The sequence below is a fragment of the Delftia sp. SD018 genome, assembly GCF_017355445.1.
GTDB classification, from domain to species: Bacteria; Pseudomonadota; Gammaproteobacteria; order Burkholderiales; family Burkholderiaceae_C; genus Comamonas; species Comamonas acidovorans.
Window position 1 is genome coordinate 102,189 of the sequence record NZ_JADDRN010000019.1, and the last position, 17,961, is coordinate 120,149.

The window sequence follows — 17,961 nt, forward strand, 5'->3', positions numbered from 1 at the left end:
GGCACGCCGTGGCGAGATGCTTGGAATTTCTGTATATGAAGCGCCTGCGATCGCAAGCCTAGCCGCACGCTGTGAGTCCCCATATCACATGCTAGTGATAGAGGTAGACGATCCTTGGGATGTGTCCACCCAAAATCGCATTCGCGCGAGCCTTAGCAGGTTTACGGCATAGGCTCGTCTGCGTTTAAAACACTCAGACTCTCGCCGTTTTGTCGTATAAATGACATGTTGCCAAAAAATTCCCTTCTCTGGTGCATGCAATAACCACAATGCTTGTGATAGATGTGAAATGGCTAATGGGCCTAGATGTTGAATTGCATTTGTCTTACAGCGCTCACCAGTACAGAAGCTCATGCTGTGTTAATGACCACACCTAGTAAAAAATCCCCTGGCCAAGTGCCCACATCCTCTTCTCGTAACAGGTTTTCCACGCGCAGGACACTCTACATCGGCATCGCTGTGGTAGTTGTTGCTCTTCTGGTTACGCTTGTTCCCTGGTAGATCGCGGCTGCTTTTGCGAGCTGTACGTAACAGCCTTGCGGGGAAGTGCGATCCCAAAAAGGCCTCTATGAAGAGGTTTAGGGGATAGATTATAAAAACAGAGTGGTTCAGATGGATGAAAAAGAGCCCGCATTCAGCGGGCTTTTCTACGATTATCATTATATCGGTCTGTGATATTTATCCTCGCGTCTCTCTATATGTGCATTGTGCCTATTGATGTGTTCATGCTGAGAAGATGCTTGGCTGTACGACGGGGTGTTGAGATTGTTTTGAAGCTCTTCTTCGTATATTAATATATCTTCTTTAGACAAGGGGTAATCTTGCTCAGTGGTTTCCATGGGATCTCGGTGCGCTTTGCGAGAAAATACGGTTTTTATAGAATCCCAGAATTTTTCAAAAGGGGTACGAGGGAGTAAGAACATATTGGCCTCCAGTGCGCAAGCCATTTAGAGCGGGCGGGCATATCTGTCGTTCGCGCAATATGGCAGATTTAAGAGCGACCAGAGACGCTGTATTCCACCAGCTGCGCATTATTTTGTGCGGTGTATCAGGAGTGTGGGAGTAATCATCTCTTGATACGGAATGGCTATCAACATCAGGTAGCGAAAAACTTTCGATGCGGATGGTTGAATCAGATTTTTTTCCTAATTTCATGTGAACCTCCGGTTTGGATCGTTGGTCAAAGATGACTGACTTTTCACACTACTCTGATTTTCGCGGTAAAACCGTTTGCGTAACAATAATTACCTATATGTAGTAGCGTTTCATGGCGTCGAAGGACATTAGAAGAGGGCGCAAGGCACTCCCTGTGCTTCCGGTTATCAGGAAATCATCAGGAAACTCTCACGGTGTTTACCTGTTCGCGTTTGTCCGGGACATCTGCGGTCTGTAGCATTTGTTGGAACTTTCGAAGGTCCGAGATCTTCTTGTCCAGAGCCTTCGCTGCGCCATGAGCCCTGGCCAGTGGCACATCCGCCAACACTCCATCAGCATCCTCTCCGCGCTGAACCCGGGCTTTGAACTCGTTCTCGCTGATGTGTATCCGCTTGAGGTTCTCGTAGAGGCGTTGCTCTGGCCGTTGGCGCCGCGCGTGTTCCCGTAGAGGCGACTTGCCAGAACACGACAACGCTCGCCGTCGAGATGGTTCCGTCGTTGGGGCCCAGCACTGCAGCGCGCGTGAGCGGTTCATGGCGCTCAGGATGCGTTCGATAGTGGAATGACTTCATAGGCATCTTTTCGTCAACGCGAGGAGCGCCAAGCAGTATGCGGCAGCGTGTTGTCGTGTGGGATGTAGTGATTATTTTCATGGATTCTCTAATGTGGAATAAATTTCCATTGGGATTTATCAGCCTTCAGATAATGCCATGGATTTTTTTATTCGATCGATCGCCGCAACTACGCCCGCCTCAAAATCTCTCCAGTTTTTACGCCAGAGTGACGCATTTCATTCATCTTCTCATCTGCGGATTTAATCTCGGTATGCATTCTATTAATGTGCATCTGAATATTTACTTTGGCATCGGAGCTTGCCAAGTCATATTTCTTCTCAAGTTCTCATACCGCTGCCTTCCCTTTGGATATCTCCTTTCCGGTATTTGCTAAGAACTGCTCGCGAACCATTGCCTCGTTGGTATAGGTGAATGCTGGCATGTCCTTTACACTTTGTTTTGTAGCCCCCATGATAATCAGTTTTCCTGATATTTCATTAATTTCACGGATTGGAATGGCCACATCATGCTGTCCTATTCCGACAAACCCTCCTGCACTCACGATGGCATAAGTCACGTTCTTGTCAGGTGAAATAATAAGATCATCTACTCTGCCAACTTTTCCCCCAAGTGTCGTTAAATATAAACTTCCCTATCAGTGATTTCTTTGCGCTCCATCCCAGGGCGGCGCTGGTGGTTTGGGAGGTCTTAACATCCATTGTGGTAGTTGATCCTGCAATTTGTGCCCTTGCTGTTGCAGCAGAAGCTAAGACAGCGGCTAATGCCAGAACGGCAAGAAAATGGTGTGAATGTTGATTTTTCATGATGAGGTTCTCCAAAACGTACCACATCGGGTGTTGGATGTTTGGTGTACGTTTTATCGCTTTTATACTTATCAAGTAGCTCTGTCTGTACGCGAACGTACAGTGGTTTTTTAACCCTAACACCCTTGATGCAGAAATTTCTCTGGAAATATTTCAAGTGTGTGCTGGCGCACAGACATGATTTTGGGTTGGACATATTATTCTGATTGTTGAATCATCTAGGAATTACCATGAAAACTGACACACAATTACAGCAAGATGTAATGGCGGAGTTGAAGTGGGAGCCTTCTGTGCACGCATCCCAGATTGGTGTAGAGGTCAAGGATGGAGTTGTCACTTTGGCTGGAGAGGTCAGTAGCTATTTGGAAAAATGGGGAGCTGAAAGGGCCGTGCAACGTGTGGTAGGTGTTAGAGCCTTGGCGATCGACATGACTGTCAAGTTGTCGCAAATGGGAAAGAGGACTGATACCGATATCGCGGCATCCGCGCGAAACGTGCTTAGCTGGACGAATTCGGTTCCTATCGACACCGTTCAGGTCCTTGTAGAAGATGGTTGGATTACCTTGTCTGGGGAAGTGGTTTGGAACTATCAGCGTAGCGATGCTGCCGACAGAGTGCGCCTCTTGCCGGGAGTGCGCGGTGTGAGCAACCAAATTTCCATCAAACCCAGGGCTTCAGCCATCGTCGTAAAGTCAGAAATCGAGGATGCCATCAAGCGTCGTGCGACTTCTGATACGAAAACGATTGTTGTTGATGTCACGGGTGGCGATGTGACGTTAACAGGGACCGTCCGTAGTTGGACGGAGCGTGATCTCGTAGTTCATTCTGCCTGGGGAAGCCCGGGTGTCCGCCAAGTATTTGACAGGATGACCATCATCTGACAATTTTGGCGAAGGCCGTAGGCTTGAATCGTTGTCGCCAACTCATAGCCATTGTTGTCGTGCTTACCTAAAGTGGATGTCTGATGAATCACAAAGGATCTGAGCCATGACCGAAACCTGTCAAAAGTATGCAGAAATAGGGTGAAAGAGGCATGATTTCGAAAACACCAGAGGCGTGGATGATTGAGAATGTGTTTTCTTTTTTATCTATTTCAGCGGAACGGATTTCTAATCTGTTGGTCGCAAGTTCAAATCTCGAACGACTCACCAACAAAAACGCGGAAGCCGCGCTATTGTAAAAGTAGCGCGGCTTCGTTTTGTCCCCAATTGAGGAATACAGGTCTGGGCTGCTGCCGGTTTCATCTTCCACCTTAGCAAGGTGTCATCAAAACCGGCAGTAGCTCACAACGTCAACCACATGCTCAGCACTTTTTTGGAGTAGAAAATATGAAAAATTCCATCCAAGCTCCCTGTCCTCTGTGCAGCCTGACCAGTACAGCCTACTTGGAAAACTATGCCAAGTGGACGCATTTTGTGTGTCCCTGTTGTCGTGAGTTCAAAGTGAACAAGCTGATCATTAACATGTTGCGTGCTGAATCTGTTGATGTTCGTGAGCGGCTGTCACAGGAGGCTCGGGCGTTAACGGGGAGCAACTATCTTCATATCGCTGCAGCTGAGGGCAAGTCATTGCAACCCAAGGGGCTGACTCCTTGGCGCGCAGAGGTGCGGCAGCGGCCGGCTTAATGTTCAGCCGTCCGGTCCATGCCCAGGGTTTGCCCAGAGCGCGATACGGGCGAACACTGGAGCCATGATTCATCTACCCACTCGGCCCTGCAGGTCAGACCTCCTAGAAGATCCTTCACGTCGTTTCTAGCTTTCTCCGCGTATCCTTCGCCGATATAGCCCAGCTTTATTAATGTCTCCAGCATAGATAAGGCCCCTGCATTCCATGCTTCCGAAACGGTTAGGGTTGTGCGTATCTCATCTGGTAGAGCTTTTGCCCAGTCATCGAATTTCATATACGTGCCTTGTCTCCGGTGTTCATGCGGTGACTTTCAATGCGGCTTGCCTGCTCGCTGAAGAAAAAAGGGCCTGTTGGCCCTTTGGATTTTTATCCAGCAGATTTATTGCTGAGCCTGTTCTTGCTCAGACCGCTTTTTTTGCTGCTCGGGCGCGTGCGATCCCTCTTTCAGAGGTCGGCTTTGCTCCTGCTGCGAGGGTTGCGGTTTGTTGCCTTGTTGCTGGTTGTTGCCAGGGGTATTTTGGAAAACGGCCATGAAGAGCTCCTTGGTTATCAAAAGCCAAGATCGGCTCCTGAGGTCTAACGATGTTCCTTTTCCTAATTTTCTGCTGTAGTCAAATAGGCCAATGATTATTTAATGTGTAAGCAGCGTGCCGAAAGGCTTCTATTTTTTAGGGTAAAAATGGATCTGAATAGGTTTCTGGTTTCACATAATATGTAGAAATGACGTTCGATCAGATCGCAATTGCCCTGCTGGGGTCCCTGGCAGCTTGGCTCTCCCAAGCTCGGGGAAAGAGCTGGCGCAAATGGGCGCCGGTTTTCGGAATGCTGGGGCAGCCGTTCTGGTTTTATGCCAGCTGGCAGGCCGAGCAGTGGGGCATCTTCGCCGTGTCGATCATCTATGCTGGCGCGTGGGCCCGTGGACTGTGGGTCTACTGGATCTCGCCGCGGCGTGAGCATGGCACGGAGCCCATTCAACTGGTCCCCCGCCGCAAGCCATGATCTATGCCCTGCTGGGTTAGACCAAAGTGGAGATTTCTGACACCGGCGATGCGCTGATAGTGGAAGGTTCAGGCAGGCGGTGTGCTATGACCAAAACCTGCCCAAAGTAGGCTGAAATAGGGTGAAAAGGCATGATTTCGAAAACACCAGATGAGTGGCTATCGTTGCAAGTGGTTGATACGAACGGTATTTTCTTTTATGCCTATTTCGATAGATCGGAATTTTAATCCGTTGGTCGCGAGTTCGAATCTCGCAGGACCCACCAAAGAACACAAGGCCCCGTAGCAATACGGGGCCTTTTTTCTTTGCTATCGAAGAAGTAGCAAGAGTGGAGTTCAGGCCGCTTTTTTTCTTGGCCGTTGTGCGGGGTTTTTTGCCAACCAACGCAACAGCACTTTTCAGCGTCTTCGTAGCCAGATGGCTGTACCGCTTCGTGCTCACGGCAGACTTGTGCCCCAGCACGCCGCCCATGGTGTACAGATCCACGCCGGCGTTGATCATCTCGACGGCTGTGCTGTGCAGCCGGGCATGGCTGTAGTCGGCCGCTCGCGCGCCAGCCTTGAACGCTTTGCTCACCCTCCACTTGGTGGGCGAGGGGACGCGCGCTGTGCACCTGATGCGCTGCACTGCCTTCAAGACCGGCGGGGCAGGGGGTCGCCAGCGGGCCGCTCCAGCGCCCCACGCTGCCCACGAGCTGGCGCGAGCAGCGCCTGGAGGCCCGCGCTGGCCGAGGCAAGGCCGCATCCAACCACTGTGGCGGTCATCGACCAGCACTAGGTCGTGCCCGAGCCGAAGACCGAGGCCCAACGCAGCCCGCGCTCGCGCGCCTTGGCCAGTTCCAGCTTCACATCCATCTGCGCCTCCAGCGCGCGGTCGCGCTCGATGGCCCAGGTGGTCAACATTGATGCCCGCGACCGCGCCGCTGTGCTGCGGGCGCTGGGCTTGCTCAACGCCACGCCAATTCTGGATTTTTGAAAGAGAACCAACTTGGAAAACAAGGCCGCGCAGATGAACCGCGACGACACACAAAAACAAGAAGTGGCCCCGCTTGAGCTGCATGGGCTGGATAGCTGGCCAGTTGGAGGGCTGGCACGAGGAGGGGGCGCGGCATAACAACCCGCGTCCTGCGGGCGTCATCCGCCCGGGCAGTGGTACTTACGTGCTGCTGCGGTTTCTGCGCCAGGCCCACGGGCGCTGGTTCTGCCATTCCGAGCTGGTCCTGGTTCTGGGCCCCAGCAAGGGGGAAATTGATTGGGCATTGCAGTACCTAGTGCGTGAGGGCCAGGTGGAAAGCCGGCTCACGGAGCTGCCAGCTCGTAAGCCAGTGCTGCGGTATCGGCCAAGACTGGGCAGCACGCCACCTGACATTCAGCGTGGTTTGTAGGGAACGCCAAGATCCCATCGAGACTGCCAGTGCGCCACGTACTGCAGGGAGACCTGAGGCATGCCGCGAATGACCACTACATTCTCGGAATTGGCAGTCTCGGCTGACGGCGCGTAGTTGAAGGAGCCGGTTTCTACTGCATCGCCATCCACAATCATTGCTTTGTCATGGTGGATGTGGAAATGATCGTTGGTGCGCAGCTGTACGCCGCCGCGCACGACCAGGTCCATCGCGGCCTTGCTCGTCTTGCCTTCATTGCGTTTCTTGTCCACGACGATGCGCACGTCTACGCCGCGCTGTTGAGCAGCCACAAGTGCCTGTGCGATGTCAGGAGCCTGGAAGGCGTAGGCCAGCACCTGAATGCTTGTCTTGGCGCTGGCGATTGTGTCCAGCACCAACTTGCGGGCGGAACCTTCGGGTGAGAACCCTACCTGCACGCTCGACTGGGCAAAGGAGGCGATCGGCACAGCGAGCAGAGCCGCCAGTGCAATGCGAGGAAGGTTTTTCATACGCAGATAGTGCTGCGCCCGCGCTGTCTGCGGGCGCGGCGCCACTTCAATTCACGACTGAAATTTTGAGCGTGTACGCGGACGACTTGCCCTGCCGGGCGGCCGCACGATTGAGGAAGACTCGCACACGGTAGTCACCGCTGGTGGGCAAGGCGCCGGTCCAAGTGGGCCCGTCTGCCATTTCGCCGCGGAACAGCGCTTCATCGCTGCCAGGTGGGAGCACGTTGAAGTAGGTCGAGGTGGATTTTGTCTCCATCTGCACGGTCATCGTCTGCCCGGCGCCCGCGCGGACCACGTAGTCGCGCGTCTCCACCTTGTTGCCTTGAAGCTTGCCCTGGACGGTGGCGCTCGACGTGCCTTTCTTGAAGTTCACCGCAGTAGAGGGAACATCCGCCTGAGCCATCGCTGGCACTTGCACGACCGTGAGGCAGGCGACAAATGCAGCTGTGCAAATTCTGGAAAGCATGCAGGTCCTTTCTAGGAGGCGCATATCGCCCCGCTCACATACAGGCTACCAGACGATCGGGCGCATTGTGCGACAGCACCCGACGAGCCGCCTCGCAGAGATGACGGTGCCGTCCCAAGCCTGCCACGTTCGGCAGGATGAGCAAGGAACAGAAGCAAGCCCCCCAGTGGGAGCGCATTGAGCTGGACTACAGGGGCTGGCCCCCACAACGCGCCCGTAGGACTCTCGCCACCAGAATCTTGCTCAGGGACCGACAGCCTGCAGCCCGCTGGCGGGGCACCATGCAAGCTCTGAAGAAACAGGAGCAATGAATGGCGATTTCAGAAAAGATCCAGGACCTGCGCAAGTGGGATGACTCTCGCAAGGGATTCACGGGAGAGCACTGGCTGGTGCTCGGTGCTGGCCTATTGGCTCTACGCCACGCCCGACGGGCGGAAAGTGGCATGGGCCGTGTTGTGAGTGGTGCGCTGGGCACGGCACTGATAGCGCGGGCGGTAACGGGCCGCGATGGTGTGCTGGGAACGGCAGAGCGCTTGGCTGCAAAGCCCACGCTGGCCGAGCGCCTGCAGATCGCCGCGCGCCGCCTGTAGACACGCAGACGAAGAAAAGGCCCGCAGTTGCGGGCCTTGTTTTTTGAGTCGGGGTTGCATCAACGCTGGCGGCGCATGCCTCAGTGCTGGCGCCGCGTCCTTGCCACTCCGACCAAGGCCAGCAGTCCCGACAGCAGCAGCAAGCTCCATTCGCCAAGCGTGGGGATGGCCTGGGCTGACGCGATTGGGGGCGCGAAGGTGATCAGAACGGACCCGTCCGCACCATTCGAATTTCCTGCGCCGCCCATGCCGGCTCCGCTGGTGGCTGCTACGAATGTGATTCCGGTGCCGTAGCTGCTGCCACCACCACCAGCGCCGCCTATGTCGTCAGTGTCCCCGCCGCCGCCGCCACCACCCCCGTAGCCGCCGCCACCACCACCGGCGTTGTAGCCGCCGGCTCCTCCGCCGCCTGCGCCGCCACCGCCCAAACCGGGGCCCATGCTGCCGGCGCTGGCGCCACTGGCTCCTGGTCCTGCAGGACCCACACCGCTGCCGCTGCCGCCTCCGTCATTGCCTGTGGCCGTGCTGCCGTCCCTGCTGCTGGTGCTGCCGCCAGCGCCTCCCGTGCCGTCGGTGCCAATGCCACCGGCCCCGCCCGTGCCAGCCACCGTGCCGCCTGCGCCACCAGGGTGTGCCGCGTTGCCCATCGTTCCGTTGCTGCCGTTGCCACCTCCGACGCCCACTCCCGCATTGCCACCGGAAACTCCAGCGGTGTCGTTGCGGCCGGCGCCGCCTCCGCCGCCCGCCACGGCTAGAACGGTGAGGGCGGATGTGTCGATGATGCTGCTGCTTCCACCGCCCCCTGCGCCGACAGGCCCTCCTGTGGCACCTCCGCCTCCGACGCTGATCAGCAGGTTGTTGGCAGGAGTCACCGCCAAGCTGCCTGTACCAACGGCGGCGTTTCCTCCTGTCACCATGGATGAGCTGAGAACGCCCCCGCCGCCACCGCCGATGAGGGTGACGGTCATGGTCGTGATGCCTGCAGGTACGGTGCAAACCTGGGGTCCGCCAGCGGCGGTGTACACCGTTCCGCTGACGCAGGGCGCCGCCCAGGCCGCAGGGGCCAGGCACGCAGCGCAAGCTGCCAGAAGACGCGCATTCAATATGCCCTTGCGCAGTTCAGGCCAAGGCGTGGTCCATCTTTGTTGATTCGATGTTGTTGCTCGCATTTTTCCTCATCCCTTGGTGAATATATTTTGCGAGCGCGATGCTATGTGATGGCCTGAATATTGTCTATTGATGAATTACTTGATTTAGGCTTGTAGGAGTCGTTATGATGTTGTTTATATATCGATATAAATCAATCAATAGAAAATTCAAATGTATTGAGTTTGAGATTATTGAGTTTTATTTTTGGATTTATTTTTGGATTTATTTTTCCAGTTGAATGTCAATAAACCATCATGGTATTAATCAATAGAAATTAGCTCTGCTATTTTTGGCTTTCAATGGAAAAAGGCCTCGAATTAATGCGAGGCCTTTTCCTATGCAAAGCACAAAGCGAAATCAACATTGAGGCAGCAGTGCGCGAGCCCATGGCCTGTGCCTGAAGTTGATTCTCACAATCCGAGAAACTCAAACGGTGCCGATTCCTGAAAATTCCGCGTGGCATCGCCCGAGAATGTGTGGTCCTGATCCGGTCCCAGGTCGAGCTTGAGCACCTTGCCTGTTTGCTTGCTGAAGTCCAGTGCCTTGAGGTCCACCCAGAAGGTATTCGGTGTCAGGGCCGACTCGAAGAAATACAGCTTGCGCTGGTGGTCGAACACGGTCCGCCAGCGGGTGGAGGAGATATTGGGCTCCTCCGGCGTATTCAGGCCGTAGGGGACCGAGGCGTTGCGAATCACGCTGAAGACGCTGGCAAGCGCCTTGTTGGGGTCCGGGCTTTTGGGGATGGCGTTGACGTAGAACGATGCGCGGGCAAAGCGGTCGGCGGCCCGGTTGGTGCCGGGCAGCATGGTGGTGCCGCCCACTTGCTTCCAATAGGCGTTCAGGGCCAGTTGCTGATCGAAGGTCGGCGAGTTGGTCATGACCTGGTATTCACGGCCGTGGTGTATCACCTGCCGGCCGTTGATGTACTCGACGATCGCGCTGTCGCCACTGGCGTCGGACATCGAGAGGTGCAGCGTCGTCAGGCGGTTCTCTCCGGGCACGTTGTCCGAGACGATGGTGAAGGGCTCTTTCTCCAAAGCCGCGACGGCTTCCTTCACGGTGGCGAAGTTGTCCAGCACATATTGCGCCCAGGCCGCAATGGTCAGGCCGGGTTTGCTGCCTGCGCCGAAAGCGGGGTATTGGGATTCCACGAGCCATAGCAGGTTGGCATTCAGGCCGGCCTCATTGACTCCATCGGTGGTGGACACGTCATAGCCCGAGGTGACAACGCTGCCGTACCTGGAAGTCCAGCGCAGGGAATTGGGGCCGGCCTTGCCGCTGCGCTCCATGCCGCGCGGCAGTACCCATAGATTGCTGACGATGTCGCTTTTCCAATCCATGGAGCGTGCCGTCACGACCTGGCCATTCGCACCCAAATAGACAAGGCGGGTACAGGCCCAGGCGCTGGAAAGGGCTGCAATCCCGGCAAATCCCACCAGCAATGCGCCCAAGACGGGACGAATCTGCAATGTGCTTTTCTTCACGGGCAATTCCTTTGTAAGCAAATGGACTGGCGCAGTGTAGGCGGCAGGCATTTGCATCCAGAGTCGGATAAAGCCGCATTGGAGACGGCCAAGGCGATGGCCGATGGTTTTATGGGTGTAGTGAAGGCAACGGCACGCGCGCTGGCAGCACGGTCAGATGGCGTGGCTGAGCATGGGGCTGGCCAGCATTGCCACGGCAAAGGAAATGGCGCAGATGGCAGACCACAGAAAGACGAGGAAGAGGTGTCGCATCAGAAGGTTCTCGGCAGTTCGGTGGCGAATGCGGCCCGCAAAGCGCGCAAGCCCCGCGCGTACAGGCGTCCCAGGGGCGAGCGTGGCTCCATACGCAGCAGCAAAGGCTGGCTGCCGCGCACGGGAAAGGCTTCCAGCAGGCTGCGGTGGTAGCGGGCATCCGGGTCCGGGTTGAAGCTTTCTGTCGGAACGACTCGACTCATCTTGTATCTCCGTCACATGATTTGGAGAGGTTTCTAGGTACGTGCTCTCCTATGGGCTCTATTTCAATTGGTTGCGCGGTGTTTCTGTGCGGGCCAAGGCTGAGGTCGCATGTAGGCCGCGCCTGTACGCCGTGTATGTGTTTTGCGGACGCGCTGTGCGCTGCGTCCTCAGGCCTCGCAGGGGTGCGAGGAGTGGCCTGCAAGCCTCTTTGCGGCGGCTTGCCGTGCCTAGAATTCCTGGTCCCCATTTCATTTGTTTGCCAGGAGTTCCATGTCGTCCCTTGTTCCTCCGCTTCAGATCCGGCCTGTCACACAGGCGGATCACCACCAATGGCTTCCTCTCTGGCAGGGCTACAACGCCTTTTATGGGCGCGCTGGCGAGACGGCGCTGCCCGAAGGCATCACACAGGCCACCTGGGAGCGCTTCCTCAATCCGCTGGAGCCGGTGTTTGCGCTCGTGGCGGAGAGCGAGGGTGAGCTGGTCGGCCTGGCGCACTACCTGTTTCATCGCAGCACCACGCGGCTGGAGCCGGTGTGCTATCTGCAGGATCTGTTTGCCGATGCGCGGCGGCGCAAGCAGGGCATTGGCAAGTCGCTTATCCGTGCGGTCTATGCGCAGGCTGCGCAGGCAGGAGCGCGCCGCGTGTACTGGCAGACGCAGTCCTCCAACGAGGCGGGCCGCGCGCTGTATGACCAGGTGGCCGAGCACCGGGGCTTCATCGTCTACGGGCACGAAGTGCAGGGCTGAGGCTGACGCTTTGTTGTCGGGTAGGCGGCCTGGATACGAAACCTGTTGAAACAGCGGGCGTGCGCTGCCGCTGCAAGGCCTGCGGGCAGCCCGGCAACCCTAGAATCACGCGTTGTCCTATCGCTGCTAGCGCTGCACCCCATGTCCAATCTCATCGTCCACGGCGGCACGCCTTTGCGCGGCCGCGTCGTTCCCTCCGCCAACAAGAATGCCGTGCTGCCGATTCTGTGCGCCACGCTGCTGACCGATCAGCCGCTGCGGCTGCATGGCGTGCCGGACATCACGGATGTGCGCAAGATCCTCGACATCTTCCGCACGCTGGGCAGCGAGGTGCAGCTGGACGAGACCACGCGCACGCTGCAGCTGCACCACCGCGACACGCGCTTTGACGCGTCCTCGCACCGCCTGCCCGAGGAAATGCGCTCTTCCATCATGCTGGTGCCGCCGCTGCTGGCGCGCTTTGGCGTGGCGCGGCTGGAGGACAACGTCAAGGGCTGCACGCTGGGCGTGCGCGAGATCGATCCGCACGTGGATATCTTTCGCTCCTTTGGCGGAGAGGTGGAACGCGCCAGCGGCTCCCTGCTGATTCACAGTGCCGCGCCGCTCAAGGCTGTGCGCCACTGGCTGGACTATGCATCGGTCACGGCCACGGAGAACTTCGTGCTGTGCGCCGTGGCTGCGCAGGGCGAGTCCATGCTGACCAATGCGGCCTGCGAACCGCATGTGCAGGAGTTCTGCCGCTTCATGGTGATGATGGGTGCCGATATTGACGGCATCGGCACCTCGCGGCTGACGGTGCGCGGCGGTGCGCCGCTGGGCGGCGGCGATTTCACCTTCGAGGAAGACTTCCACGAGATCACCACCTTTCTCGCGCTGGGCGCGATCACGGGCGGCGATGTGGAGGTGCGCAACAGCACGCCGGACAACTTTCCGCTGATCGACCGCACCTTCGCCAAGTTTGGCGTGCAGGTGGAGCACAAGAACGGCTGGTCGCGCGCGTTGCGCTCGGGGCCGCTGAAGGTGCAGACGCCGTTCACCAGCAATGTGCTCACCAAGGTGGAAGCCGCTCCCTGGCCGTACTTTCCGGTGGATCTGCTGCCCATCTTCATTGCGCTGGGTGTGCATGCGCAGGGCAATGCGCTGTTCTGGAACAAGATCTACGATGGCGCGCTGGGCTGGACGGGCGAGCTGTCCAAGTTCGGTGCCCATGTGTTTTCTTCGGACCCGCACCGCGTGGTCACCTTTGGCGGCAATCCGCTGACGCCGGCCGTGGTGGAGAGCCCCTACATCATCCGCGTGGCGATTGCGCTGTTCATGGTCGCCAGCAGCATCGAGGGTCGATCGGAGATCCGCAACGCCACGCCGATTCGCCGTGCGCATCCGCACTTTGTCGAGAACCTGCGCAGCCTGGGCGCGCGGGTGGAGTGGACCAACGAGGAGTGAGGTCAGGCGGCGATGCGCAGGCCGCTATGCCTGCGGCGCCGCATCCGAGAATCTCTTGGCCGCCCTGAGCAGGTAGCTCACGGCATAGAGGATGGGGTCGTCCATCTCGTCGTCGTTCACGCGGTCAATGATTTCCAGCAGGCCTTGAAGGTCGGCCGACATCTGCGGCAGCACGCTGCTGGCCAGCGCCTCGACCGGCTGCTCTGCAGCGGCACGGTCTGCCTTGAGGTGGTAGCTGCGCAGCAGGTCGTGGACACCGACCACCATGGCGCGGTTGGATCTTTCCACATGCATTTCCAGCACGCTCAGCGCCGCGCTGATGTGGCATAGCGCATCGGTCGCCAGGCTCTCCGGATCGGGCGCTCTGGCGAGGGCCTGCGCAAGGCGCGCGGAGGCGGGCATGTCTGTGTCCGGCATGGTTGTGTTCTTGCGCAATAGGTCTGGGGTTCAGTGCTCGTACGCACGAGCATCGGCACGGGCATAGGCCTGGGTGCTGGCTTGCCCGGTCCTCGGTCGGGTCGATTCAAATGTTATGCCAACTTGGAATCATGTCAACTAGGCATGAATCTGAATTTGCATCTGGCAGGTACCATCGCCCAATGCAACGAAAACCCTTTCCCAGCGAAACCCAGGAGCGCTTCATCGTCCGTTTCCCGGATGGAATGCGCGATCGCATATCGGAAGTGGCAAAGGCAGGCCACCGTTCCATGAATGCCGAAATCGTTGCCCGCATACGGCGCAGCTTCGAATTGGATGAAGCCGGCGACACGGCCCAGGCTGGCCCGGACCTGGATGTGGCGGAGTTGAAAAAGGAAATCGCGCGCCTGTGCCGCTTGCTGCAAGAGCACAAGGACGCCGCTGCAGGCCTGTTCGAGGCGCACAAGGAGGCCGTGGTGACCGAAGCCCTCAAGCGCCTGCGCTCCGAAGCGGGTGAGGCCGCGTCTTTGCCCAAGGCCACGGGGAACAGCGCGCAGGCCCGTCGCACCAGCAAGAAGACCTGAGGCTGTAGGCCTCAGACCACGCGTATCGTTGCAGCGCGCTGTCGCGCGCCCCGGTTTGCCACGCGTATCGTTGCGTTGGGTGTTAAACAACCTATCCCTTTTTGAAGGCTCTTGCAGCAAAGGACGCAACTATGAACACGGATCAGATCAAGGGCACGCTAAAGGATGCCGCAGGCAAGGTGCAGCAAAAGGCTGGCGAGTTGATCGACAGCCCCGAGCAACAGGCCAAGGGCATTGCCAAGCAGGTCGAAGGCACGGCCCAGAAGAAGCTGGGTGATGTGAAGGAAGTCTTGAAGGACGCGAAAAAATAAGGCATTCACCCTGCCTTTGCGAACAAGCCCGCCACACCCTGGCGGGCTTTTTCTTTTCCACGGATTTCGATGAATGGGCGTGCGAAGAAGGCGCTGCGCGCTTCCTGTTTCAGACGGCCTGCGGCACCCTGCGGCCGGGGTCCGTGGCCACATGCACGCGGTCGCGGCCCGCCTGCTTGGCGGCATACAGCAGGCCGTCGGCGCGTGTCAGCGCATCGGTCAAGGCGGTGTTGGCGGCCACGGGTGCGATGCCGAAGCTGATGGTCACCCGCTGGCCGGCCGCCAGCACATAGCCGTCCGCGCTGAGCTGGGCGCGTATGCGCTGGGCCACGAGCTCGGCCTCCTGGGGCGTGGTGCGCATCAGCAGCAGCACGAATTCCTCGCCGCCAAAGCGTGACACCAGATCGTCGTTGCGCACGTGTTGCTGCAGGGTCTGGGCCACGGCCTGCAATACACGGTCTCCGCAGTCATGTCCCCAGCTGTCATTGATGCGCTTGAAGTGGTCTATGTCGCCTATCAGCACGGAGATCGGGGCCATGTGCGGATCGGCCAGGCGCAACTCGGCTGCCTCCTGGAAGGCGCGGCGGTTGAGCAGGTTGGTCAGCGAGTCGTGGTTGCGCTCCTCGCGCAGCGCGGTGAAGACATCGCGCACCGTGCACGCCAGCAGCATGAGGGTGAACAGCAGCGCAAACGACAGCGTGCTGACCAGGGTCACCAGCCAGTAGGTGGAGCGTGCAATCTCATTGAGATCGGTGCTGCCCAGGGCCAGCACCAGCAGCGGCCGGGCAGCGGTGTAGCCGGCAAACACCACGTAGGACCAGTAGAGCATTCTCTCCAGCCAGTCCTGCGGCGGCCGGCGCCGCAGCATGGCGGGCGCCGGCAGCATCTGCAGCAGGCCCAGGCCGGTGTTGAGCCAGTGCACGCGCACCCACAGATCGACCTGGACCCGGCTGTAGTAGTACAGCGCAGCCAAGACGACGGCGCCTATGAGCAGCCCCAGCAAGGGATGGGCCGAGACGCCATAGCGCCCCGCCATGCAGCGGGCGAAGCACCAGGTGCCGAACAGATACATGGCGCCCGTGAACACGGCCCAGTGGTGCAGTTCTTCCCGGGGTGCAAGGCTTTGCCAAGCCAGCGCCAGAGAAACCAGGGCGTATCCGCCCGCAATCCACAGCAGGTAGCGCTGGCGCCGCTGCACCAGCCAGCACACGGCCAGCGTGCAACTGAGCAGCAGAATGCTCAGCGGCGCAATCAATACATAGAGGCGATCGGTATCGAGTGACACATCCACAGCGTGTTATGCACTTGCAGGTGCGGGTGGCGACAGCTTCGCGATTGCGGCATTGAATGGTGCTGCATTCCGAAGCGCCGGTCCATTTTGCATCCGTTGCCACGGCGCTTGCGGCCGCATGGCGCATGTTCCGCGTTGTGCACGGCTGGCAATATCGGGCCTACCCGTGCGGCGGCCTCAAGTCCCGCGCATTTGTGACGAAAAAGCAGGTCATCTTTTCCGGATTGGTGGCCTATGCCGATATGGCAAGGCGTTGCGCCGGAAAACGGTCGCCGCTGATGTGCGCGGCCTGTTGTTTCACCTTTCCTGTATTCGGTTTTTCCGACGAGAGTGCTACGAATGAAATTTGATCAATGGAGCGTGTCCGCCAAGCTTTGGGGCACGCTGGGCGGCTTGCTGGCGATGATGCTTGCGGTATCGCTTTGGGCACAGTTTGCGGCGGCTCGCGCCATGGACCACGGCATGCAGACGCTGTCCGAGTACGAGAGTCGCATCAGCCTGGCCATTCAATGGAAGGGCGCAACGGAGACCACGGGCGAGCGGGTGCTGGCCAGCAATGCCTCCACCGATGAGGAACTGACCCGCCTGCTCGACGGCCGGGTCAAGGAAGGCTCGGCACTGATCACCAAGCTGCAGGCCGAGATCGTCAAGGGCGCCAGCGATGCCGACAAGGCGGCGCTGGAGCGCATTGCAGCCATCCGCACCGAGGTGCTGGCACTGAACAAGCGGGCGCGCGAGATCAAGTTGACCGGCGATGCAGCGGCATTCCGCGAGTTCGTCCAGCAGCAGTACCTGGGTGCCATTGGCCGCTACGTGGACTCGCTGGAAGTCTTCGTGCAGCTGCAGCGCAGCCAGCGCGATGCAGCCCGCGAGCAGGCCCAGGCCGCCCGGCAGCAGGCCAGCGTGCTGGCCTGGATCGTCCAGGGCGTGGTCCTTCTGGCGGGCCTGGCCCTGGCCTTGGCGCTGACGCGGGCCATCACCCGCCCCCTGGAACGCGCCGTGCAACTGACGGACGCCATCGCCCAGGGCGACCTCACGGTGTCGGCCGATGACAGTCGAAAGGACGAGTTCGGCCACCTGCTGCGCTCGGTCTCGGGCATGGCGGCGCGGCTGCGCGGGCTGGTGACGGAGGTGCGTGACAGCGTGCATTCCATCTCCACCGCATCCACCGAGATTGCCGCGGGCAATCACAACCTGTCTTCGCGCACCGAGCAGACGGCGTCCAATCTGGAGGAAACGGCCGCCAGCATGGAGCAACTGACCGCCACCGTGGGCCAGGCTGCCGACACCGCGCGCCAGGCCAATCATCTGGCCGGCAGCGCCGCCCAGGCCGCCGAGCGCGGCGGCGCCGTGGTGGGCCATGTGGTGGCCAGCATGGATCGCATCGGCGACAGCGCACGCCGCATCTCCGACATCATCGGTGTCATCGACTCCATTGCCTTCCAGACCAACATCCTGGCGCTGAACGCTGCCGTGGAAGCGGCCCGCGCAGGCGAGCAGGGCCGCGGCTTTGCCGTGGTGGCCGGTGAAGTGCGAGCCCTGGCCCATCGCAGCGCCGAGGCCGCCAAGGAGATCAAGGTGCTGATCAGCACCTCGGTCGATGCCGCGCAGGAAGGCTCGGCCCAGGTGGCCCAGGCCGGCCAAGTGATGGATGACATCGTGGGCAGCGTGCGCAAGGTCTCGGACATGATCGGCGAGATCACGGCATCTTCCACGGAGCAGCGCGACGGCATTGGCCAGGTCAACCAGGCAGTCAGCCAGCTGGACCAGATGACGCAGCAAAATGCGGCTCTCGTGGAGGAGTCCGCAGCGGCGGCCGCCGCCCTCAGTGACCAGGCGCAGCGCCTGTCGGGCATGGTGGCCGTGTTCAAGGTGGGCCATGCCGTGCCAGCCTTGCGTTGACCAGCACCAAGGCGCAATGACACACGCAGAAAAAAGGACCGCCCGAGGGCGGTCCTTGAAGAGAAAAGCC

Annotated in this window: 23 protein-coding genes; 10 read left to right on the forward strand and 13 right to left on the reverse strand. The window is 58.9% G+C overall.

Going from position 1 to position 17,961, the window contains the following annotated elements:
* Nucleotides 1-2,055 precede the first annotated feature (2,055 nt).
* Both INR38_RS28735 and INR38_RS28740 read right to left on the reverse strand, forming a co-directional pair.
* Nucleotides 2,056-2,307: a hypothetical protein gene (locus INR38_RS28735; RefSeq protein ID WP_347566763.1), complete on the reverse strand. Its 252-nt coding sequence runs from the start codon at nucleotides 2,305-2,307 to the stop codon at nucleotides 2,056-2,058.
* A 4-nt stretch (nucleotides 2,308-2,311) separates the two neighbouring features.
* Entirely contained in the window at nucleotides 2,312-2,533 is a 222-nt protein-coding gene (locus INR38_RS28740) for a hypothetical protein (RefSeq protein WP_242699122.1), read from the reverse strand.
* A gap of 230 nt (nucleotides 2,534-2,763) precedes the next feature.
* Between INR38_RS28740 and INR38_RS19090 the strand changes: the two genes are divergently transcribed.
* Nucleotides 2,764-3,414: a BON domain-containing protein gene (locus tag INR38_RS19090; protein WP_013802689.1), complete on the forward strand. Its 651-nt coding sequence runs from the start codon at nucleotides 2,764-2,766 to the stop codon at nucleotides 3,412-3,414.
* An 88-nt stretch (nucleotides 3,415-3,502) separates the two neighbouring features.
* On the opposite strand, the gene INR38_RS19095 is transcribed toward INR38_RS19090, so the two are convergent.
* Nucleotides 3,503-3,784, reverse strand: coding sequence for a hypothetical protein (locus INR38_RS19095; protein WP_207442656.1), 282 nt, complete (start codon nucleotides 3,782-3,784; stop codon nucleotides 3,503-3,505).
* Between the two features lie 77 nt (nucleotides 3,785-3,861).
* Here INR38_RS19095 and INR38_RS19100 point away from each other — a divergent pair, with 77 nt between their 5' ends.
* The gene (locus INR38_RS19100) at nucleotides 3,862-4,158 is read left to right on the forward strand and encodes a hypothetical protein (RefSeq protein WP_242699123.1); all 297 of its coding nucleotides are present in this window, start codon (nucleotides 3,862-3,864) and stop codon (nucleotides 4,156-4,158) included.
* Between the two features lie 380 nt (nucleotides 4,159-4,538).
* Here the strand turns inward: INR38_RS19100 and INR38_RS19105 are convergent, their stop codons facing one another.
* Complete coding sequence (locus tag INR38_RS19105; RefSeq protein WP_155737659.1) at nucleotides 4,539-4,691, reverse strand: hypothetical protein; 153 nt, start codon at nucleotides 4,689-4,691, stop codon at nucleotides 4,539-4,541.
* Between the two features lie 188 nt (nucleotides 4,692-4,879).
* Here INR38_RS19105 and INR38_RS19110 point away from each other — a divergent pair, with 188 nt between their 5' ends.
* Nucleotides 4,880-5,158: a hypothetical protein gene (locus INR38_RS19110; RefSeq protein WP_071955545.1), complete on the forward strand. Its 279-nt coding sequence runs from the start codon at nucleotides 4,880-4,882 to the stop codon at nucleotides 5,156-5,158.
* Nucleotides 5,159-5,242: 84 nt separating this feature from the next.
* Here INR38_RS19110 and INR38_RS28745 read toward each other — a convergent pair whose 3' ends face one another.
* From INR38_RS28745 to INR38_RS19125, 4 genes are all read right to left on the reverse strand, one after another.
* Nucleotides 5,243-5,734, reverse strand: a complete 492-nt coding sequence (locus tag INR38_RS28745) for a hypothetical protein (protein WP_242699124.1) — start codon at nucleotides 5,732-5,734, stop codon at nucleotides 5,243-5,245.
* Between the two features lie 197 nt (nucleotides 5,735-5,931).
* Nucleotides 5,932-6,060, reverse strand: coding sequence for a hypothetical protein (locus INR38_RS28895; RefSeq protein ID WP_278251395.1), 129 nt, complete (start codon nucleotides 6,058-6,060; stop codon nucleotides 5,932-5,934).
* 466 nt (nucleotides 6,061-6,526) lie between these two features.
* A complete protein-coding gene (locus INR38_RS19120) occupies nucleotides 6,527-7,051 on the reverse strand; it encodes a phospholipase D-like domain-containing protein (protein ID WP_207442655.1) in 525 nt (174 codons plus the stop codon).
* Between the two features lie 46 nt (nucleotides 7,052-7,097).
* Nucleotides 7,098-7,517, reverse strand: coding sequence for a hypothetical protein (locus INR38_RS19125; protein ID WP_207442654.1), 420 nt, complete (start codon nucleotides 7,515-7,517; stop codon nucleotides 7,098-7,100).
* Between the two features lie 311 nt (nucleotides 7,518-7,828).
* On the opposite strand from INR38_RS19125, the gene INR38_RS19130 reads away from it, so the two are divergent.
* Nucleotides 7,829-8,107: a hypothetical protein gene (locus tag INR38_RS19130; RefSeq protein ID WP_099733826.1), complete on the forward strand. Its 279-nt coding sequence runs from the start codon at nucleotides 7,829-7,831 to the stop codon at nucleotides 8,105-8,107.
* Nucleotides 8,108-8,187: 80 nt separating this feature from the next.
* Here INR38_RS19130 and INR38_RS28900 read toward each other — a convergent pair whose 3' ends face one another.
* From INR38_RS28900 to INR38_RS19145, 3 genes are all read right to left on the reverse strand, one after another.
* Nucleotides 8,188-9,075: an IPTL-CTERM sorting domain-containing protein gene (locus INR38_RS28900; protein ID WP_278251485.1), complete on the reverse strand. Its 888-nt coding sequence runs from the start codon at nucleotides 9,073-9,075 to the stop codon at nucleotides 8,188-8,190.
* A 591-nt stretch (nucleotides 9,076-9,666) separates the two neighbouring features.
* Nucleotides 9,667-10,740, reverse strand: coding sequence for a linear amide C-N hydrolase (locus INR38_RS19140; protein WP_207442652.1), 1,074 nt, complete (start codon nucleotides 10,738-10,740; stop codon nucleotides 9,667-9,669).
* Nucleotides 10,741-10,991: 251 nt separating this feature from the next.
* Complete coding sequence (locus INR38_RS19145; protein ID WP_013802679.1) at nucleotides 10,992-11,195, reverse strand: hypothetical protein; 204 nt, start codon at nucleotides 11,193-11,195, stop codon at nucleotides 10,992-10,994.
* Between the two features lie 271 nt (nucleotides 11,196-11,466).
* On the opposite strand from INR38_RS19145, the gene INR38_RS19150 reads away from it, so the two are divergent.
* Together INR38_RS19150 and INR38_RS19155 are read left to right on the forward strand one after the other, a co-directional pair.
* A complete protein-coding gene (locus tag INR38_RS19150; protein WP_012205305.1) occupies nucleotides 11,467-11,943 on the forward strand; it encodes a GNAT family N-acetyltransferase in 477 nt (158 codons plus the stop codon).
* A gap of 141 nt (nucleotides 11,944-12,084) precedes the next feature.
* The gene (locus INR38_RS19155) at nucleotides 12,085-13,386 is read left to right on the forward strand and encodes a UDP-N-acetylglucosamine 1-carboxyvinyltransferase (RefSeq protein WP_043820918.1); all 1,302 of its coding nucleotides are present in this window, start codon (nucleotides 12,085-12,087) and stop codon (nucleotides 13,384-13,386) included.
* A 24-nt stretch (nucleotides 13,387-13,410) separates the two neighbouring features.
* On the opposite strand, the gene INR38_RS19160 is transcribed toward INR38_RS19155, so the two are convergent.
* Complete coding sequence (locus INR38_RS19160; protein WP_051941084.1) at nucleotides 13,411-13,788, reverse strand: hypothetical protein; 378 nt, start codon at nucleotides 13,786-13,788, stop codon at nucleotides 13,411-13,413.
* 197 nt (nucleotides 13,789-13,985) lie between these two features.
* On the opposite strand from INR38_RS19160, the gene INR38_RS19165 reads away from it, so the two are divergent.
* Both INR38_RS19165 and INR38_RS19170 read left to right on the forward strand, forming a co-directional pair.
* Nucleotides 13,986-14,387, forward strand: a complete 402-nt coding sequence (locus INR38_RS19165) for an Arc family DNA-binding protein (RefSeq protein WP_207442651.1) — start codon at nucleotides 13,986-13,988, stop codon at nucleotides 14,385-14,387.
* Nucleotides 14,388-14,518: 131 nt separating this feature from the next.
* On the forward strand, nucleotides 14,519-14,698 hold the full coding sequence (locus INR38_RS19170) for a CsbD family protein (RefSeq protein WP_012205309.1): 180 nt from the start codon (nucleotides 14,519-14,521) through the stop codon (nucleotides 14,696-14,698).
* A 109-nt stretch (nucleotides 14,699-14,807) separates the two neighbouring features.
* Here the strand turns inward: INR38_RS19170 and INR38_RS19175 are convergent, their stop codons facing one another.
* Entirely contained in the window at nucleotides 14,808-15,983 is a 1,176-nt protein-coding gene (locus INR38_RS19175; RefSeq protein ID WP_232245160.1) for a GGDEF domain-containing protein, read from the reverse strand.
* A 62-nt stretch (nucleotides 15,984-16,045) separates the two neighbouring features.
* Here INR38_RS19175 and INR38_RS19180 point away from each other — a divergent pair, with 62 nt between their 5' ends.
* Nucleotides 16,046-16,339: a hypothetical protein gene (locus tag INR38_RS19180; RefSeq protein ID WP_143290052.1), complete on the forward strand. Its 294-nt coding sequence runs from the start codon at nucleotides 16,046-16,048 to the stop codon at nucleotides 16,337-16,339.
* A complete protein-coding gene (locus INR38_RS19185) occupies nucleotides 16,329-17,891 on the forward strand; it encodes a methyl-accepting chemotaxis protein (RefSeq protein WP_063326305.1) in 1,563 nt (520 codons plus the stop codon). Before INR38_RS19180 ends, INR38_RS19185 begins: the two co-directional genes overlap by 11 nt.
* Nucleotides 17,892-17,961: the final 70 nt, after the last annotated feature.

What these genes read in the sequence shown, in the direction of transcription:
- INR38_RS28740 (WP_242699122.1), bottom strand. Translation starts at nt 2,533, where the DNA reads ATGAAAAATCAACATTCACACCATTTTCTTGCCGTTCTGGCATTAGCC.
- INR38_RS19090 (WP_013802689.1), top strand. Translation starts at nt 2,764, where the DNA reads ATGAAAACTGACACACAATTACAGCAAGATGTAATGGCGGAGTTGAAG.
- INR38_RS19100 (WP_242699123.1), top strand. Translation starts at nt 3,862, where the DNA reads ATGAAAAATTCCATCCAAGCTCCCTGTCCTCTGTGCAGCCTGACCAGT.
- INR38_RS19105 (WP_155737659.1), bottom strand. Translation starts at nt 4,691, where the DNA reads ATGGCCGTTTTCCAAAATACCCCTGGCAACAACCAGCAACAAGGCAAC.
- INR38_RS19110 (WP_071955545.1), top strand. Translation starts at nt 4,880, where the DNA reads ATGACGTTCGATCAGATCGCAATTGCCCTGCTGGGGTCCCTGGCAGCT.
- INR38_RS28895 (WP_278251395.1), bottom strand. Translation starts at nt 6,060, where the DNA reads ATGTTGACCACCTGGGCCATCGAGCGCGACCGCGCGCTGGAGGCGCAG.
- INR38_RS19120 (WP_207442655.1), bottom strand. Translation starts at nt 7,051, where the DNA reads ATGAAAAACCTTCCTCGCATTGCACTGGCGGCTCTGCTCGCTGTGCCG.
- INR38_RS19125 (WP_207442654.1), bottom strand. Translation starts at nt 7,517, where the DNA reads ATGCTTTCCAGAATTTGCACAGCTGCATTTGTCGCCTGCCTCACGGTC.
- INR38_RS19130 (WP_099733826.1), top strand. Translation starts at nt 7,829, where the DNA reads ATGGCGATTTCAGAAAAGATCCAGGACCTGCGCAAGTGGGATGACTCT.
- INR38_RS28900 (WP_278251485.1), bottom strand. Translation starts at nt 9,075, where the DNA reads ATGACCGTCACCCTCATCGGCGGTGGCGGCGGGGGCGTTCTCAGCTCA.
- INR38_RS19145 (WP_013802679.1), bottom strand. Translation starts at nt 11,195, where the DNA reads ATGAGTCGAGTCGTTCCGACAGAAAGCTTCAACCCGGACCCGGATGCC.
- INR38_RS19150 (WP_012205305.1), top strand. Translation starts at nt 11,467, where the DNA reads ATGTCGTCCCTTGTTCCTCCGCTTCAGATCCGGCCTGTCACACAGGCG.
- INR38_RS19155 (WP_043820918.1), top strand. Translation starts at nt 12,085, where the DNA reads ATGTCCAATCTCATCGTCCACGGCGGCACGCCTTTGCGCGGCCGCGTC.
- INR38_RS19160 (WP_051941084.1), bottom strand. Translation starts at nt 13,788, where the DNA reads ATGCCCGCCTCCGCGCGCCTTGCGCAGGCCCTCGCCAGAGCGCCCGAT.
- INR38_RS19165 (WP_207442651.1), top strand. Translation starts at nt 13,986, where the DNA reads ATGCAACGAAAACCCTTTCCCAGCGAAACCCAGGAGCGCTTCATCGTC.
- INR38_RS19170 (WP_012205309.1), top strand. Translation starts at nt 14,519, where the DNA reads ATGAACACGGATCAGATCAAGGGCACGCTAAAGGATGCCGCAGGCAAG.
- INR38_RS19180 (WP_143290052.1), top strand. Translation starts at nt 16,046, where the DNA reads ATGGTGCTGCATTCCGAAGCGCCGGTCCATTTTGCATCCGTTGCCACG.
- INR38_RS19185 (WP_063326305.1), top strand. Translation starts at nt 16,329, where the DNA reads ATGAAATTTGATCAATGGAGCGTGTCCGCCAAGCTTTGGGGCACGCTG.